Origin of the sequence: Fructobacillus sp. EFB-N1, from assembly GCF_001038455.1 — a bacterium.
GTDB lineage: Bacteria > Bacillota > Bacilli > Lactobacillales > Lactobacillaceae > Fructobacillus > Fructobacillus cardui.
Genome location: NZ_LDUY01000015.1, coordinates 1 through 15,907, shown reverse-complemented (window position 1 = coordinate 15,907; position 15,907 = coordinate 1). Strand labels below are relative to the sequence as shown.

General features: G+C 43.2%; 17 protein-coding genes and 1 pseudogene. 3 read left to right on the top strand and 15 right to left on the bottom strand.

Going from position 1 to position 15,907, the window contains the following annotated elements; translation table 11 throughout:
* Positions 1–351: 351 nt before the first annotated feature.
* From FEFB_RS09010 to FEFB_RS08705, 4 genes and pseudogenes are all read right to left on the bottom strand, one after another.
* Entirely contained in the window at positions 352–438 is an 87-nt protein-coding gene (locus FEFB_RS09010; RefSeq protein WP_235271962.1) for a PHP-associated domain-containing protein, read from the bottom strand.
* A 3-nt stretch (positions 439–441) separates the two neighbouring features.
* Positions 442–696 (bottom strand): annotated as a pseudogene (locus FEFB_RS09090) (histidinol-phosphatase); the annotation flags it as partial.
* 11 nt (positions 697–707) lie between these two features.
* Positions 708–1,190 (bottom strand): histidinol-phosphatase HisJ, encoded by a 483-nt coding sequence (gene hisJ / locus FEFB_RS09085; RefSeq protein ID WP_255360190.1) that lies wholly within the window; start codon positions 1,188–1,190, stop codon positions 708–710.
* 316 nt (positions 1,191–1,506) lie between these two features.
* The gene (locus FEFB_RS08705; RefSeq protein WP_161795091.1) at positions 1,507–1,647 is read right to left on the bottom strand and encodes a hypothetical protein; all 141 of its coding nucleotides are present in this window, start codon (positions 1,645–1,647) and stop codon (positions 1,507–1,509) included.
* A 329-nt stretch (positions 1,648–1,976) separates the two neighbouring features.
* Here FEFB_RS08705 and FEFB_RS04530 point away from each other — a divergent pair, with 329 nt between their 5' ends.
* Positions 1,977–2,354: a hypothetical protein gene (locus FEFB_RS04530; RefSeq protein WP_047975055.1), complete on the top strand. Its 378-nt coding sequence runs from the start codon at positions 1,977–1,979 to the stop codon at positions 2,352–2,354.
* A 43-nt stretch (positions 2,355–2,397) separates the two neighbouring features.
* Here the strand turns inward: FEFB_RS04530 and FEFB_RS04525 are convergent, their stop codons facing one another.
* The 9 genes from FEFB_RS04525 to FEFB_RS04485 form a co-directional block, all read right to left on the bottom strand.
* Positions 2,398–2,703, bottom strand: coding sequence for a DUF2316 family protein (locus tag FEFB_RS04525; RefSeq protein WP_047975054.1), 306 nt, complete (start codon positions 2,701–2,703; stop codon positions 2,398–2,400).
* A gap of 21 nt (positions 2,704–2,724) precedes the next feature.
* A complete protein-coding gene (locus tag FEFB_RS04520) occupies positions 2,725–4,284 on the bottom strand; it encodes a DHA2 family efflux MFS transporter permease subunit (protein ID WP_047975053.1) in 1,560 nt (519 codons plus the stop codon).
* Positions 4,281–4,823 carry a PadR family transcriptional regulator gene (locus FEFB_RS04515; protein ID WP_047975052.1) on the bottom strand — a complete coding sequence of 181 codons (543 nt, stop codon included), beginning with the start codon at positions 4,821–4,823 and terminating at the stop codon, positions 4,281–4,283. Before FEFB_RS04515 ends, FEFB_RS04520 begins: the two co-directional genes overlap by 4 nt.
* A gap of 245 nt (positions 4,824–5,068) precedes the next feature.
* Positions 5,069–7,015, bottom strand: coding sequence for a copper-translocating P-type ATPase (locus FEFB_RS04510; protein ID WP_047975051.1), 1,947 nt, complete (start codon positions 7,013–7,015; stop codon positions 5,069–5,071).
* A 29-nt stretch (positions 7,016–7,044) separates the two neighbouring features.
* On the bottom strand, positions 7,045–7,314 hold the full coding sequence (locus tag FEFB_RS04505; RefSeq protein WP_047975050.1) for a cupredoxin domain-containing protein: 270 nt from the start codon (positions 7,312–7,314) through the stop codon (positions 7,045–7,047).
* A gap of 54 nt (positions 7,315–7,368) precedes the next feature.
* Positions 7,369–7,740, bottom strand: a complete 372-nt coding sequence (locus FEFB_RS04500; protein WP_047975049.1) for a cupredoxin domain-containing protein — start codon at positions 7,738–7,740, stop codon at positions 7,369–7,371.
* A 58-nt stretch (positions 7,741–7,798) separates the two neighbouring features.
* Positions 7,799–8,224 (bottom strand): CopY/TcrY family copper transport repressor, encoded by a 426-nt coding sequence (locus tag FEFB_RS04495; RefSeq protein ID WP_255360191.1) that lies wholly within the window; start codon positions 8,222–8,224, stop codon positions 7,799–7,801.
* A 168-nt stretch (positions 8,225–8,392) separates the two neighbouring features.
* A complete protein-coding gene (locus tag FEFB_RS04490) occupies positions 8,393–9,445 on the bottom strand; it encodes a 2,3-butanediol dehydrogenase (RefSeq protein ID WP_047975047.1) in 1,053 nt (350 codons plus the stop codon).
* Positions 9,446–9,670: 225 nt separating this feature from the next.
* Entirely contained in the window at positions 9,671–10,723 is a 1,053-nt protein-coding gene (locus FEFB_RS04485; protein WP_047975046.1) for a 2,3-butanediol dehydrogenase, read from the bottom strand.
* A gap of 394 nt (positions 10,724–11,117) precedes the next feature.
* Between FEFB_RS04485 and FEFB_RS04480 the strand changes: the two genes are divergently transcribed.
* Positions 11,118–11,585, top strand: coding sequence for a DUF2798 domain-containing protein (locus FEFB_RS04480; RefSeq protein ID WP_047975045.1), 468 nt, complete (start codon positions 11,118–11,120; stop codon positions 11,583–11,585).
* Positions 11,586–11,699: 114 nt separating this feature from the next.
* Here FEFB_RS04480 and FEFB_RS04475 read toward each other — a convergent pair whose 3' ends face one another.
* Positions 11,700–13,085 carry an MDR family MFS transporter gene (locus FEFB_RS04475; RefSeq protein WP_047975044.1) on the bottom strand — a complete coding sequence of 462 codons (1,386 nt, stop codon included), beginning with the start codon at positions 13,083–13,085 and terminating at the stop codon, positions 11,700–11,702.
* 145 nt (positions 13,086–13,230) lie between these two features.
* Here FEFB_RS04475 and FEFB_RS04470 point away from each other — a divergent pair, with 145 nt between their 5' ends.
* Complete coding sequence (locus FEFB_RS04470) at positions 13,231–13,839, top strand: helix-turn-helix domain-containing protein (protein WP_047975043.1); 609 nt, start codon at positions 13,231–13,233, stop codon at positions 13,837–13,839.
* 149 nt (positions 13,840–13,988) lie between these two features.
* On the opposite strand, the gene alsS is transcribed toward FEFB_RS04470, so the two are convergent.
* Positions 13,989–15,668: an acetolactate synthase AlsS gene (gene alsS, locus FEFB_RS04465; RefSeq protein WP_047975042.1), complete on the bottom strand. Its 1,680-nt coding sequence runs from the start codon at positions 15,666–15,668 to the stop codon at positions 13,989–13,991.
* Positions 15,669–15,907: the final 239 nt, after the last annotated feature.

The window sequence follows — 15,907 nt, the reverse complement described above, 5'->3', positions numbered from 1 at the left end:
CTAAAAAAACGCCCAAACAAACTCGAATCGAGTTTGTAAGGACGTTTTCACGTGTTCCCACCTACATTCCACTTCTTGCTTACGCAAAAAATGCTCAATAACCTTCTAACAAAGGCCTGTTTGATATCGGAAACAACCGGGTTAGTTTTTGGACTAATCTGCTCGTTAGTGTGTTTTCATCTTGGTGCTGGCACTCATCTCAATGCGTTAGCTTGAGCACTCCCTGTACAGTTAACCAATAATTACTTGTCTAACTTCTGCGTATTACTATTAAGTTATTTTCATTCTATAACTTTATTTTCCTTTCTCAATACTTTTTATCATTATTTTTTAATCAAATAATAAACATCCTCATTGTTTTTCATTAATAATCGCCGACAATTCGTTATAGACCAGGCCTAAATCGGCCACCTCGTGGGCATCTGATCCATAGGTCATCGGCACCTGTAAATCAACAGCCTGACGTAAAATTGTTGAATTTGGATAGCTTTCACCACAAAATTCTTTGCGCAAACCCGCGGCGTTGACGTCTAATTCATAACCCTTTTCTAGAATGCTCGTCAAAATAGCAGTGATTTTCTGTTGGTTTTCCTGGTCAAAACCAGGAAAGTCAAAATACTTTTGAAACTTACGAATCAATGTAATATGACCAATCCGAACTGGTGTTGACAAACCCGTGTCAAAATCAATACTTTGCTGAACTGCAGTTAAGTACTTGTTAAATAAGGCCTGCGGATCCTGTAATCCCGTTGAAAAAAACGTTTTAACTGGTCGGGATCGTAATCAATCGGTCCAATCAAACCATAATCATTTTCCAAAAAATGCACCGATAGGACAATTTCATCAATCCAGTCAGCATTTTCTTGCAAAAAGGCCTGCGTTTCAGCCTCGTATCCCGGTAAGTAATCAACCTCAAATCCCTGATGGATACGGATTTTTTCCCCGTATTTTTCTTTCACTCGAGCAACTTCTTCTTTGTAAGCGACCAGTTCACTGGCAAGCATGGCCGAGTCATCATCCTGACTTCTCGGTCCGGCATAAGTAGCTAAAAAGCTCTCTGGTAAGGGCGCATGCTCCGTCACCACATAATCGGTAAAACCAAGTTCGATTGCTCGTTCAAGATATAAATCAAGGGGTTCCTGACTTCCGTGGTGTGACAAGCGCGTGTGCGTGTGGCCATCTTTCTTCATCGTCTCAAAGACTCCTTCTCATCTTTTCTTCATCAAGACTAATAAAACACCACTATGCTATCATATTCCTAGGTAAATAGATACTTTTACTCAAAAAAGACCTTTCAAACAATCAGTTTCAATTGTACCCACTAATTATGAAATCTAACCGTCCATCTAAATCGGTTTTTGCTCTTTTAACCAAAAAATCGCCATGGTCCAGCTGAGTTTTAAGCACTAAAAAACCCCGAAAGTGTAGGCCTTTCGGGGCACAGTCCATACGACTGCAAGATTTTAACTTGTTGTAGGATGAATTTTTTGTGACTTCGCTTCCATCCTAACCTGGACTGACCAAGTTGGCCTCACGTTTCATAAAGAACGATGCCTGCAAGGATTTGGCGTTTGCCAAGGAATTGTTTACGATTGCTGAGTTTTTGCCCAACATCATCTTTGTGTTCAGAGAAAACTTGTTCTTCATAGACAGTACCTCCAAGAACTTAATCCTTTTAGGAAACGGCCGGCCATTTCCTTAATTGAATTATACAACGCTTTGTCAAAATAGCAACATTAATTTTTAATTATTTTTTGACAGCTGTAATCTCCCTTTCATAGTTTCTTCATAAAATCAGTGATCGGTTCCCTACCTTCCTTCCACCCATTAAAGGGGTCAAGGTCATCACCCACCGCCATTTTCCTCTTATCCAGCCACAGTACAATTGTTATTTTGTTGACTTTGCATTTCGTTGAGCAATCATGTTAAAATCGTACCTGGATTCAAGAGAAGTAAAAAATTAAGGAGAAGATTACTTGTTTAAAAATCAAAAAAGAAATCCACTGTTCCTACTGGCATTAATACCCTTAGCGTTGACAGGCTTATCCAGGCACCTCAGTCCAATCGAGTATAATTTGGCCTTTAGCCTTTTTGTTGCTACCGTGGCAATTGCCCTTTTGCCACTACAGAAAAATAGCGAAAACGATAACTTGGTTCGTCCCCGCTACTTCAAGTTGATGACCATGATTTTAACTGGGCTCTTTGCCTTTTCGGGTAATTTTCTTTACCAGCAAGAAATCGATTGGCAAATGGCAACACAAAATAGTGTCAGCGTTTACCCAGTCTTCATCGCAGTAATCTTGCTGCCGGCGGCACTAGTATACCTACTCGAATGGCACACTCATAAAAATTAAAAAAAGGCCAGCACTCAAAATCTGAGTGCTGGCCTTTTTTTACTTATTGAGTGGCAAGAATACCACTTTGAATGCGACGTTGTTTCAAAAACCAATAATCTTCAGGATTACCAATAAGGGCCGTAAACGGCACCGGTTCTCGACCTGCTAAGCGAATTTTTTCTTCTAAAAAGCGCTTTAAAATCCAGGGTTCTTCAATATAGGCCGATTCCAGCGACAAAACAGCTTGTAAGTGTTCCGGCGTTGTTTGCAATGCAGCCGCAACCCGGTCAACCGACCAATTCAGAATCGCAAAATTTTTCTGCAATTCTGCCCGTGTGGCGACTTGCTCATCTACTGTTAATGACATCAAATCCCCTCCTGATTTTTCCTAGTTTTCTTTTTTAGCAGGATCTTGCAACAAGCAGAAAGCCAAAACACCACCAACAGCAGTAATCAAAAGTGAAGCAACCGTCACACCACGCATGCCGGCAAAGAAGGCGTTATCAGTCACGGCCTTCAATGTCGAGTGGAATGGTAAGTGCGTCATCTTAGCACTGGTCACAAAAGCTTGGCTGGCAAATGGACCGGCATCGATTAAGGCATGCTTAATGGCAGCGAGAACTTCTGTCGGAACACCCGTAAAGGTCATGTGGTTGTTCAAATAGTTGTCATACTGGTTCGTTTGTGACAAACCAAGGATGACGACACCAAAAGAAACACCCAATTGACGGAAGACGTTAATCAAACCAGACGTCATCCCGATTTCTTCTGGCTTGGCACCGGCCAAACCGGCAGTATTCAACAATGGGTTAATCAAAGCGTTTGAAATTCCCAACAAAGCCATTGGCACGAGCAAATCAGTATAAGCTAACTTGGTTGTCATTGCGTTTAAGAAGGCCAAGAAAGACAAGGCAGACAATAACAATGAGCCAGAAATCAGCTTCCGCGTTGAAAACTTGCTACTCAAGTAACCCGTCACTGGGCCAAGAAAAAGCGCCCACATCGTTAATGGAATCTGACGGACACCCGTACTAAAGGCTGAATAACCCATATAGTTTTGCATCAAAGACGTCAAGAAAACGTTGTTTGAATAAATAGCGGACCCTAATGCAAAGGCAACAAAAACCGCTCCGACAAAGTTCTTGTTCTTAAAGAGTGCTAGATTCATCATTGGCTTGTCAATCTTCAATTCAACAAAGATAAAGATTGCCAATAAGACAGCTGCAGCTAGCAACCACAGCGCAATTTTAGGACTCGTCCAAGCCAAATGTGGGTTATCTTCCTTTTGAATTAAACCAAAGACGGCTGAAAAGATGGCAACAGCTGAAAGAAGCATACCCGCAAAGTCAATCTTTTGTCCCTGACCATAACTTGGTGTTTCTGCTACCGTCAAACAAACTAAGATGGCTGCAAAAATACCAATTGGCACATTAACGTAGAAAATGGCTGGCCAACCAAAGGCCTCAGACAAGATACCACCAATCAAAGGACCGGAAACCGTTGAAAGTCCCATCACAGAACCTAGAATTCCCATGGCAAAGCCACGTTCCTTTCCTTCAAAAATGGAAGCGACCAAAGCCATTGAGATGGTCATCAATCCACCACCACCAAAGGCTTGAACGGCACGGCCGATGTCCAAGACTAACAAGCTTGGTGCTAATCCGTTCACTCCGGAAGCAACCACGAAGATGATCATACATGTCAAAAACATCTTCTTGCGACCATACATATCGGCCAATTTTGACAAAACTAAAATCACGACAGCATATGAAATGGTATAGGCACTAATGACCCATTGAACGTTACTGAAAGTCGTATGAAAGCTCTTCACCATCGTTGGCAAGGCAACATTGACGATATTCACGTCCAACAAGCCCATGAAGACACCCAAAGATAAGGCTAAGAGTGCCCACCAGCGCTTCGTCGAGCGCTCGTTTGTATTATTCATGCTTTCTTCTCCTTTAATTCTTGCAGAGATTCATCAATCCAGGCCAGCTTGGCTAGCGCCAGGTTATCCTTTAAGGTAATTGTTTTCAGCCCCCATCGGTAAAAATCAGCCCGCTCGGGGTGATCTTTTGTCTCTTTTCGATAGTGCGTGGACAAGTCCTGGTAAACATTACGGTCCGTTAAAATGGCATTGCGATAATCGGTTAAAATTTCTATTTTCTTATCTTTTGCCAAATACGAAAAGGACCGGAACTTAAAATGATAGGAATTATCACGATTGGCATCCTGGGCGACCGGCTCGTTGATTAATTCGATTAGTCGCTCGTGGCCTAACTCGGTAATATGAAAGATTTTTGAATTCCGGACATTCCCGTCGACACTTTGAATGAAACCGGCCTTTTCCATCCGATTTAAAACTGGGTATAGAACACCATTTGATATCTTGCGTCTGGGTACCACTGTCGAGCCTAAAACAATGGCGAGCTTATAGCCCGACATGTCTCGTGAACTCAACATTGATAAAATCAACAGATCGTACATCAACAGCCTCCTTTTAATGAATTTCCTTTAACAAGTCGAAATGACAGGTCGTTTCGACTTATCAACCGAAATTACTATACACCCATTTCAAAAAAAGGCAAGGCTTTCAAACCAACTTAGAAAAAAACGGTTGAAAATGATATGAACCCCGAATTTTAGGGTTCATCTACCAAACAAAAAAGTAGCCATAAAAATAAAAAAAAGGCAAAAAAGGATGGTCATCTCAGCGATGACCATCCTAATTTTTATGCCACAGATTTCTTGGCAGTTAAAGTTTTTAACCTTGTTCTGTTTAATAGCAGTGAACTTGTTACAACCGATAACGAACTAAAGGCCATGGCGAGCCCGGCTAATTCAGGACTTAGAATAAAGCCGATGCCATAGAAGAGACCCGTTGCAACGGGAATACCCAAGACGTTATAAATAAAGGCCCAAAATAAGTTCAGCTTAATCCGATTAAAGATTTTGGCACTCAACTCAATGGCTGTCGCCACATCCTGCAAATCGTTCTTAACTAGGATAATATCCCCAGATTCGATGGCAACATCTGTTCCAGACCCCATTGCAATCCCGACGCTGGCAGTTGAAAGTGCCGGTGCATCATTGATTCCATCACCAACAAAGGCAACAGCACCTTCTTGCTGGAAGGCCAGAACATGATCCGCCTTATTGTTTGGCATCACTTCCGCAATCACCTGGTCGATACCAACTTGGTCAGCAATTGCCTCTGCTACCAATTGGTTGTCACCAGTCAGCATAACGGTCTTCAATCCACGTGCCTTCAAGTCAGCAATCGCCTTCTTCGAGCTGGCCTTTGGTGCATCTTGAATCGCAATCAAACCAATCACACGCTCTGCTTCACCAACTAAGACCACGGTTTTGGCTTCGGCCTGTAATTCTTGCATCTTCTTTTGCAAGTCAGGATCAATTTGGCGCTCGGCCAATAACCGGGTATTCCCAACAAAGACCGTTTGACCGTTCACTTCGCCTGTAACACCCTGTCCCTCAATCGCTGCAAAATTCTTCGCACTCTCTTGGTTATTCAAACCTAATTTTTCAGCATAATCCAATACGGCGATTGCCAAAGGATGTTCTGAATTCTTTTCCAATTGCCCAGCCAAAGTCATAATCTTTGTTTCCGGACCGATAACATCAGTCACGACTGGTTGACCAACCGTAATCGTCCCAGTCTTATCAAAGATAACCGTCTTCACTTGGTTCACGGCTTCCAGTACTTCACCGTTCTTAATTAAGATACAGTGCTTTGCACTCAAGCCAGTACCAACCATCAGGGCGGTTGGTGTCGCCAGACCCAATGCACAAGGACAAGCGATTACTAAAATTGAAATAGCGAAGACCAACGCCGTTGACAAGGCGGAGCCAAGGAAGACGTACCAAATCAAGAAGGTCGCAATCGCCAGAATCAAGACAACCGGCACAAAGATACTCGAAACCCGGTCCGTCAAATTCTGAATTGGTGCCCGACTGGTTTGAGCCTTTTTCACCATCTCCACAATCTGAGAAAGCATTGTTTCTTCACCAATTTTATCGGCCTTAAAGACAAAGGAACCATTGGTGTTGATGGTTGCACCAATGACGGCATCGCCCGCCCTTTTCTCGACTGCCATACTTTCCCCAGTTACCATTGACTCATCAACCGTTGACTGACCATCAACAATGGTCCCATCCACGGCAATTTTTTGTCCAGGTAAGACTTTGATTAAGTCGCCAGTGACTACTTGGCCTAATGGAATTGTGACTTCTTGCCCATCGCGAATGACGATAGCATTCTTCGCCTGAAGGTCTAACAACTTTTCAACGGCACTGGAAGCATTTTTACGCATCCGTTCCTCAAAAACTTGTCCTAACAGGATAAAGGTTACGACCAAGGCCGCTCCTTCGAAGAAGACTGGCTGTCCAACAGTCATTGCATAAATACTATATAGGTAAGCCGTCATTGTCCCAATCGCCACAAGGGTATCCATGTTGGAATGGTGCTTCTTAAAGGATGACCAGGATGACTTCAAAAATGGTGCAGCAGAAACCGCCATGACAATCGTCGTCAGCCCAAATTCTGTAATGGTGCCACCCGGCAAGTGAAAACCAAAGGGCATCAAAACCATCTTAACAAGCATCGGCACTGAAAAAATCAAAGCAATAATAAAGCGCCGACTGGTTGTCAATTTTTGCATTTGTTCTTTACCTCTTAAACCCTTTGAACCTATTGAACGATGACCTTTCCCTTGACCATGTTCATGCCACAAGCAAATTCAAATTCGCCGGCCTGGTCAGTTGGGATGGTAAAACTGATTTCTTCGTTTAATGGCAACTTTGATTGGAAGCCAAAATCATGTGACTGAACAGTGTCTAAACAACCACTTTCGCTGACGCGCTTAAAAGTTAAGGTTGCTTGATCTCCTTTTTGGAAAGTCACCACGTTTGGTTGGTATTGTCCGTCAACTGTGACTGTTTGTTCTACTTTTTCTGCCATGATTATCTCCTTTTTATAAGTAAACTTATTAATTTTATATTGATATGAAAAATTTTATTCCACAGTTATCTGGCCATGGAACATATCCATGCCACAAGCCCATTGGTATTGACCTGGTTGGGCAGTATTAATTTTTAGCGACACTTTTTGTCCCTGTGGCAACTCTTGGTTAATGCCAAAATCAGTAAATACCACGTGATCCAAACATCCAGAAGGATCGGTGCGAGTGAAATTCAAGGTCGCTGGCACTCCCTGCTTCAAAACAATATGCTCAGGTGAATAACCACCGTCGACATGAATGTCAATCGTTTGCTGGTTGTCATCAAGAGTCGCTTCTGCACTCTCAACCTTATGTTGACCAAAGAACCACCAAATAATAAAGGCGATTGCCGCTAGACCAGCCAGCATAATCAAAATTTTATCCATAAAATACTCCCGATTTTTGTTTTTGTGAACACCGCCTGTTAGTTCGTCAGTCTTTGTTTTAATGATGGGCCATTGCACAAGAATCATCATCTTCATGAAGGCAATGACAAGCAACCTGGTCCGGAGCACTTGCTTCGCGTTCATCTAATATCGCCCGGATATTTTGAATATCCGTTTTACTCAATGGTTCTTTTTTGATGAGTGCCGTTAAGAGCGTCCCCTTATAGGCATCACAAACAGAATCAAAGAACCGGTTCGCGTTATAGTCGGTTGCCTCGTTTTCAGCTACAACCGGTACGTAGGTAAAGACCTTTTCTGATTTGTCGACTGCAATCATGTCCTTATCTGTCAAACGCCGAATGAGCGTTTTAATGGTTGAAGCTGACCAGTCATGCGATAACTGAGCTTCTTCAACAATTTCACGACCCGTTGCCCGTTTCTTCGTCCAAATAATCCGCATAACCGCTTGTTCGGTATCAGTGATGTTAATGATAATCCTGTCCTCCGTTCATCAAAACAAATCGTGTTTACATTTGTAAACAACACAATGAGTATAACTTGATAGTTTACGTTTGTAAATAGTAAAATAAAAAAACATTCCCAAATTTGGAAATGTTTCTGATTAATCATTGGTTAATGGCTAATACAAGCCTTATTTTTCTTGCGTTAGGTTAATTAAAATCTTCGCCTGCGATTGGTCGGTTGTCAAAACATCAAAACCATCCGTGATAATATCGTCTAATTTAATCTCACTGGTAATAATCGGTGCCACATTAATTTGGCCACTTGTTACCAGGTCCACCGTCTGCTGAAAAGTTTGCCGCGAATAGGCAATCGTCGAAGTTAAATTGACCCCACTATTCGTTAACGCCATTGGATTAAATTGGATAGCATGAGCATAAATGGAGACCACAACCATATAACCACGCGCTTTTGTCGTTTTGATGGCTTGATCAAAAGTTGCTTGCACACCAGCAATTTCAAAACTAGTGTCTGCCCCCTCCGGTAGTATCTGACGGACAGCTGCCACGACATCGCTGACCTCACTTGGATTAATAATATCAGTAGCACCCATTTTAAGTGCTTTTTGCAACCGAATGGTCGATAAATCAACAACAACAATTTTGGTTGCACCGGCCGCTTTCGCAGCAGCTGTGACCATCGCGCCAATTGGACCAGCACCAAAAATCACAACGGTTTGTCCAAAGGTGAGATGGGCCTCCTTAATCGCTTGCACAGCGACCGCAGTTGGCTCAATGACCGCTGCTAATTTCAAGGAAAAATCCTTCGGTAATGGATACAAGTTTTCAACTGGGACATTGACGTAACCAGCAAAACCACCGTCCGTGCTCAGTCCGATAAAGCTATAACCATCGTAGACATCCACATTATCGGGTAGCACACCCTTGGTAATCGTTGGGTTAACGGACACATGATCGCCAATTTGGAAATCATGGACATTTGCACCAAGCTGATCAATTTGACCAGAAAACTCGTGCCCCATTGCGATAGGTGCCTGCCCCCCAGTTAAGGGGTCAGGAAACTCAGTCGGAATAAAAACCGGCCCCTCTAGATATTCATGCAGGTCGCTACCGCAAATACCAGCATAGGCCACCTTAACCCGGACTTCATTTTCTTTAGGCTCTGGTAAATCAGTTTCCTCAACCCTTACATCCTTTTTACCGTGCCAAATAGCTGCTTTCATGACCAACCTCTTTCCATTAACTAACCAGTGTTAGTTAATTATTGTGAACTTTATATCATGATACAAGTACATTATAACACTGTTTATCAGTAAAAACGCTGTTTTTATGCTGATTTTTTTTTTATCAAACAAATTAATGTGAAAACCGTAACTAATATCTAAACATTCTCCCTCACCTTAGAACAAACAAAAAAGCTTTCATCGTTGAAAGCTTTTTCGCACGATTTATTTGCTTTTGGTTAAGTTCACCAAGATTTTTTCTTCAGATGGATCACCGATTAACGGTAATAAACCCTTCTTCAAGAAATCAGCTAAGCGAATCTCAGAAGTAATTAGCGGTTCGACCTTAAGTTGGCCACTGATTACTAAATCAACCGTTTGTTGAAAAGTTTGGCGTGAATAAGCAATGGAAGTCACAATCCGCACACCCGCATTCATGAGCTTACGGATATCTAAACGAATTGGCTGCGGAAAAATCGAAACCACCACAACAAAGCCACGCGGTTTTGTTACAGCAACTGCTTTGTCAAAGGTTTCCTGAACGCCCGCGACCTCAAAAGATACATCCGCTCCGTCCGGCAAAATCTGAGCAATTTTTTGTTCAACATCCACTACTTGACTCGCGTTGACCGTGTCAGTCGCCCCAATTTCAAGAGCCTTTTGCAAACGAACTTCTGCTAGGTCAACAACAACAATCCGTGAAGCACCTGCGGCACGAGCGACCTCTGCTAACAACACGCCAATTGGACCAGCACCAAAAATGACCACAGTCTGACCAAAAGACAGGTCCGTTTCCTTGACTGCTTGAACGGCAACAGCTGCTGGTTCCATTACTGCGGCCGATTTTAACGAAAAGTTCTGTGGCAAATGATAAAGGTTTTGAACCGAAACATTCACATAGGGCGCTAGACCACCATCATTACTCAGTCCAATAAAGCTATAACCATCATAAACATCGACATCGTCAGGGGATTCTCTCTTGGTAATTGCAGGATTGACCGCCACGTGATCGCCCACCTGAAAATCGTAAACATCGGTTCCAACAGCTTCAACCACTCCTGAAAATTCATGACCAAGAACAATCGGTGCCGCTTCATTTGTCAATGGATCAGGGAAAGTCGTTGGAATTAAGACTGGTCCTTCTTGGTATTCATGAAGGTCACTGCCACAAATCCCAGCATAAGCCACCTTAATCGTCACTTCATCGCTGGCCAGTGGTTTAAGATTCACTTCTTCAATTCTGATATCTTTGGCTCCATGCCAAACAGCTGCCTTCATGTAAAACTCCTGTAAAAATCAACGAATTTACCGCAATATGATTGCATTAATATTCCAAATTAGTTACAGCATAACAGGAAATCGGATATTTGTCATCACTTTGACGCTGGTTATTTTCTAAATGACAATTTAGAATGCTACCTCATCAAAAAAGCTGAAAAATGATTGCCACTCCGACTATCACCCCACTGGCAGTGAAAACAGTGCATCATTCCCCATTCCACTTTTTTAGTATTGATTACCCATTTGAACAAAATAAGTCATTAATTTAGATTGAACATTTTAACACCTCTCACTTTCACCATGCTTTTCTATTAATTCTCATCAAATCCTTACTTACGAGAAAAAACTTTATATGCTAAGTTGGAATTACTAAGAAAAGGAGCATTGATGAATGCCACGTAATTTTAAAGAAGAACTGATTTTCATGTTGATGATGGCTGGCCTGATGGTCTTAGGCATGTCCATTTACAATATTTACCTCGCTCAGGGACTGACGGATGGTTTCTGGCACGAAGTCGTTGTCGGCTACCCCGTCGCTTTAATCGTCGCCATGGCTTGCGACGGTTTCCTCGTTGGTCCATTAGCTAAGATGCTGGCCTTTAAACACATCATCCCCCGCTTCAAAGCAACTGATGGTCTTCAGATTCCTCTGACCATTTCCATGCTCATGGTTCTGGGCATGGTTACTTGCATGTCCCTCTTTGGTGTTTTAATCAACGGTCACTCACTGTCAGCTTATCCAAAGGCTTGGATTTTTAACCTGCTTTTGGCTTTACCTATGCAAATCTTGGTGGTCGGCCCAATCGCTCGCGCTGTTTTAGCAAAGGCCCAAGGGCCCGTTGCACCAGCTAAAAACTAAGCTAGACAAAATTTCAACCAACACAAAAAGTATCCGCCAATGCCTCGCTGATTTAAAATATGTCAGACAAACTGACGGATACTTTTTCTTTACGCTTCAATTGCTGTGAGCATTTTAATCCTTTGGCTCAACTTGCTTTGGCAAAAAGATTGCCGGAATAAACATCACAATGGTGATGGCCACGGACCACCAAAAGGCATGTTGATAAGCAACAATGTTAGCACCCAAAACACGGTGCGTTGAAACGTAAGCAGCAACGACAGTCGCTACCAAGGCAGAACCAAAAGCACCGCCAACGTTTTGGAAGATCCGTGCGCCAATGTTGGCTTGCGGAATCAATTCCTTTTCCATACCCAAGAGAATCGTCGTCATCAGTGGCATAATCATACCACCGACTCCAAGGACACGAACGAAAAGCGCAGTACTGACAATGACCATGTTCGTGCTGGCATTAATCCAACCAAACGGAATCATCCCAATTAATGCCAATGAAAGGGCCAACCAAACCACGTAGCGAACACCAATGCGATCGAGTAATTTCAGCAAAACCGGACGAATCAACAACATCCCAATTCCTTGAGGCAACAGCCAGAGCCCCGTTTCCAAAACGGACATCGACCGACCCTGCTGGAAGTACAATGGCAAAATCAGCATCGGTCCATTGGTGACCATCCCAGCCAAGATCAAGTTAATCGTCGTCGCTGAATAAACCGGTGACTTAAACAAAGCAAGTGGCAAGACCGTCTGGTCCTTTTTGTACCGCCCCCAAATCCAGTAGACAACAAAGGCCAACAAACCAGCAATCACATAGAGACGGGTATCGGGATTGTTAAAGCTGGCTAAATCGCCTGCACGGGAAAGGCCATAAATAACAGCAGCCGAACCCAAGCCCAGCAAGGCAATACCGAAGGCATCGATGCGTGCTGATTTATTAAAGGCCGGAATATCCGGCACCTTCCAAAAATTCAAACCGGCTGCAATAATCATAATCGGCACATTAATCCAAAAAATCCATTGCCAGTTACCATATTCAACAACAAGTGCTCCAATAATTGGCCCAAAGATGGGACCAACCATAATCGGCAACATCACTACCATCATCAGCTTTTGCAAATGTTCGCGTGGCGCAATATTCACTAACATCGTTGTCACCAACGGAATGATCAAGCCGGCCGCAAAGCCTTGGACGCTTCGGTACAGAATCAAAGCATTGATATCATGACTCAATGCAGCCCCCACCGAAGACAAACCAAAGAAAATCTGTGCTGCCAAAAAAACGCATTTCCCATTAAAGCGCTGCGTTAACCAGCCAGAGAATGGGACAGCAATACTCATAGCCAAAACGTAGGCCGTAATAATCCACTGCACATGCGCTAGCGTGGTATGCAAATCACGACCGATATCATTAATGGCGATATTGGTCATGGTCGTATCAAGCATGGGCGCCAAAAGGCCAAAAGCCAAAATTAGCGCAACATTGCGTATTTTTTTAATTTCCATTTTTCCATTTCCACTCTGTTTAATTTATTTGAGGAAATAAGGAACAATTTGTTCTCTATTTCAATCCGCTGATTAATATACTTGGCTGCTAACTAAAAGTCAATAAGAAACATAACGTTCCTTATTTTTGTGTTAAACTATTTTTATGGAAAAAGAAACGCAAACAAGAAAACGTGGGTTAGCCCTCGAGCAGACAATTTACGCAGTGGCACTACGTCTCTTTGATCAAAAGGGCATTGATGCGGTCACTTTTAAAAATGTTGCGCACTACGCCAAAACATCCCGCAGTGTCTTGTATCGCCGTTGGGATTCACCATCTGCCCTCTTAGTGGATGCCGTCCACCATTGGGCACACGAAAATTCTGGATTCCCAGAGGATTTGGATACGCAATCCTTTCCCGATACTGGTAGCCTTCGTGGCGACCTGATTGAAAACGCCAGGAAAATCGAAGGCCTGCATGAACGAATCAACCAATATTTAATTAAATTTACACTCTACCAAGCTGTCAACGGTGAAACTATCAATGATGATTTTTTGAAAAAAGCCGAGGAAGGTGCCGTTGAGCTTGGAACTTTGTTAGCTACTAGGGCCATCAAGCGCGGTGAATTAAAGATAGTTCCCAGCAAAGAGGTTCTCATGCTCTTGGGTAATATTCGCCGCTACTACTCCTTTATCGCTACCCAGCAAGCGCCTGACCCCGAAGAATTAATTGACCAAATTGTTTTACCAGCTTGGTTAGCCAACCAGCAGTAAAATCAGCATTGGCCTGCGGGCCGTTATTCCACCACCAAACAAAAAAACCTTTCAGAAAAACATTTCTGAAAGGTTTTTGTTATTAAGGAAGGTTTGAGGCCGGCATGCGTTCAACCGAAAGGGTATTTTGAACGATAACCGAACCAACATTAGCCCTCAGATTCAATCAACTGAGATCCTAATTCAAAATTATGTGAATAATCAACTGGTACATCAACAACAACCGGTCCTTCTGTTGCAAAGGCTTCTGTCAAAACAGCATCAAGGTCAGCTGGCGTTTCAACCCGCAGTCCCTTAGCACCAAAGGCTTCGGCATACGTCACGATATCAATATTACCAAAGTCAACACCGGCGGCTTGGCCGTCATACTTCATTTCTTCTTGGAACTTGACCATGTCGTAATGGGCATTATCGTTCCAAACGATATGCACCGTGTTCAACTGCAAGCGGACAGCCGTCTCCAATTCCATTGCGGAGAAGAAGAAGCCACCATCGCCAGAAACGGAAACTGATTTAGCATTTGGACGAACCATCGCAGCGGCCATTGCCCAAGGAAGGCCGACCCCAAGTGTCTGCATGCCATTCGACGTCAAGAAGTGACGAGCGACGTATGACTTAAAGTGACGGGCCATCCAAATATAATGTGAGCCAATATCAGTCGAAACCGTCATGTCATCGGTCACGTGATTTTGCAGAGCCTTGATGACATTCAGTGGATGGTTCAAGTTGGCTTGTGCCGGCGTGTAAGATGGTTCATCCGACGCCTTCAAATCAGCCTTTAACTCTTGCAAAGTGCCATGACTTTCTGCCGGCACCTGATAACTCGCAACCTTCTCCGTCAAAAGCGTCAATGATTGGGCCAAATTACCAACTAATTGGCGCGTTGGCACAAAGTTATTGTCAATTTGAACTGGCGTAACATCCATTGCGACAATCTTCAAATCGTTTTCCTTGTTCCAATTTCGTGGTTCGTACTCGATGGCATCGTAGCCAACCGTCACAACCAAATCAGATTGCTTGAGTAACTTGTCCCCTGTCTGGTTACGGAAAAGACCAACCCGACCGAAATATGATTGGGCCTCCAGTTCACGGGAAATCACACCAGCGCCCTGGAAGGTTTCAACGACAGGCAAAGACGTTTGCTTCAACAATGTGTGCAAAGCCGCCACTGTATCGTCGTCTGAGCCACGGGCACCAACAAGCAAGACGGGCAACTTGGCATTCTTAATTTGTTCGGCCAACCAGTCTAAATCAGTTAAGGCCGCTGCCCCCTGGCGCGGTTGGTTGACAACCGGCAATGCAGGGCTGGTCACTTCAACATCATCGACATCCTGTGGCAAAGAAACAAAGGCTGCTCCACGCTTCGTTCCGTTCGCTGCTCCAAAGGCATTAGCGATAATCTCAGAAATATTGTTTGAATCTTGAATCTCAGAACTAAACCGGGTCACGCTTTGAAACAAAGCGGCCGAATTTGTCGATTGGTGCGTCAACCGATACAAGTCACGACGAGGAACCTGACCCCCGATGGCCAAAACTGAATCACTTTCGGCATTAGCAGTCATCAAGCCCGTTACCAAGTTTCCAACCCCAGGACCAGAAGTGGCAATCACAACACCAGTCTTACCAGTAATCCGCGAAAATGCCTGGGCCATAAAGGCGGCATTTTGCTCATGACGAGTCACGATCAACTTTGGTACCCGCTGTCCTGGTTGTGGGTGCTCCAGTGTCTCGAACAAACGGTCAATCTTCGCTCCCGGAATTCCAAAAACGAGATCAACCCCGTGATTCACCAGGGAATCTGTGACGATGTCAGCACCATGTTTTTTCATTTTAAATTTTCCTTCTTTTTTATTAATATTACAATTTTTAGTCTATGCTTTAAAACAATAAAAGTCAATTTAGTTCAAAAATTATCAAATTTTTATTTAAATGGCAGATTCTATAATTAATTCGAACGAGAAAATTTAAAATAAAAACCCAAAGAATTTCTTTACAATGGTAGTTGATTAGACCAACCAAAAGGAGAAATTCTTTGAGCCATTTAATTTTATCATCTTATGACCGTGGT

Bases quoted from the DNA above. Each gene is read 5' to 3' on its own strand.
- FEFB_RS08705 (WP_161795091.1), bottom strand. From the start codon at position 1,647: ATGAAGAACAAGTTTTCTCTGAACACAAAGATGATGTTGGGCAAAAAC.
- FEFB_RS04500 (WP_047975049.1), bottom strand. From the start codon at position 7,740: ATGGATAAAATTTTGATTATGCTGGCTGGTCTAGCGGCAATCGCCTTT.
- FEFB_RS04525 (WP_047975054.1), bottom strand. From the start codon at position 2,703: ATGTCATTAACAGTAGATGAGCAAGTCGCCACACGGGCAGAATTGCAG.
- FEFB_RS04515 (WP_047975052.1), bottom strand. From the start codon at position 4,823: ATGTACGATCTGTTGATTTTATCAATGTTGAGTTCACGAGACATGTCG.
- FEFB_RS09010 (WP_235271962.1), bottom strand. From the start codon at position 438: ATGACCTATGGATCAGATGCCCACGAGGTGGCCGATTTAGGCCTGGTC.
- alsS (WP_047975042.1), bottom strand. From the start codon at position 15,668: ATGAAAAAACATGGTGCTGACATCGTCACAGATTCCCTGGTGAATCAC.
- FEFB_RS04470 (WP_047975043.1), top strand. From the start codon at position 13,231: ATGGAAAAAGAAACGCAAACAAGAAAACGTGGGTTAGCCCTCGAGCAG.
- FEFB_RS04510 (WP_047975051.1), bottom strand. From the start codon at position 7,015: ATGCAAAAATTGACAACCAGTCGGCGCTTTATTATTGCTTTGATTTTT.
- FEFB_RS04490 (WP_047975047.1), bottom strand. From the start codon at position 9,445: ATGAAAGCAGCTATTTGGCACGGTAAAAAGGATGTAAGGGTTGAGGAA.
- FEFB_RS04475 (WP_047975044.1), bottom strand. From the start codon at position 13,085: ATGGAAATTAAAAAAATACGCAATGTTGCGCTAATTTTGGCTTTTGGC.
- hisJ (WP_255360190.1), bottom strand. From the start codon at position 1,190: ATGAAGAAAGATGGCCACACGCACACGCGCTTGTCACACCACGGAAGT.
- FEFB_RS04485 (WP_047975046.1), bottom strand. From the start codon at position 10,723: ATGAAGGCAGCTGTTTGGCATGGAGCCAAAGATATCAGAATTGAAGAA.
- FEFB_RS04505 (WP_047975050.1), bottom strand. From the start codon at position 7,314: ATGGCAGAAAAAGTAGAACAAACAGTCACAGTTGACGGACAATACCAA.
- FEFB_RS04480 (WP_047975045.1), top strand. From the start codon at position 11,118: ATGCCACGTAATTTTAAAGAAGAACTGATTTTCATGTTGATGATGGCT.
- FEFB_RS04520 (WP_047975053.1), bottom strand. From the start codon at position 4,284: ATGAATAATACAAACGAGCGCTCGACGAAGCGCTGGTGGGCACTCTTA.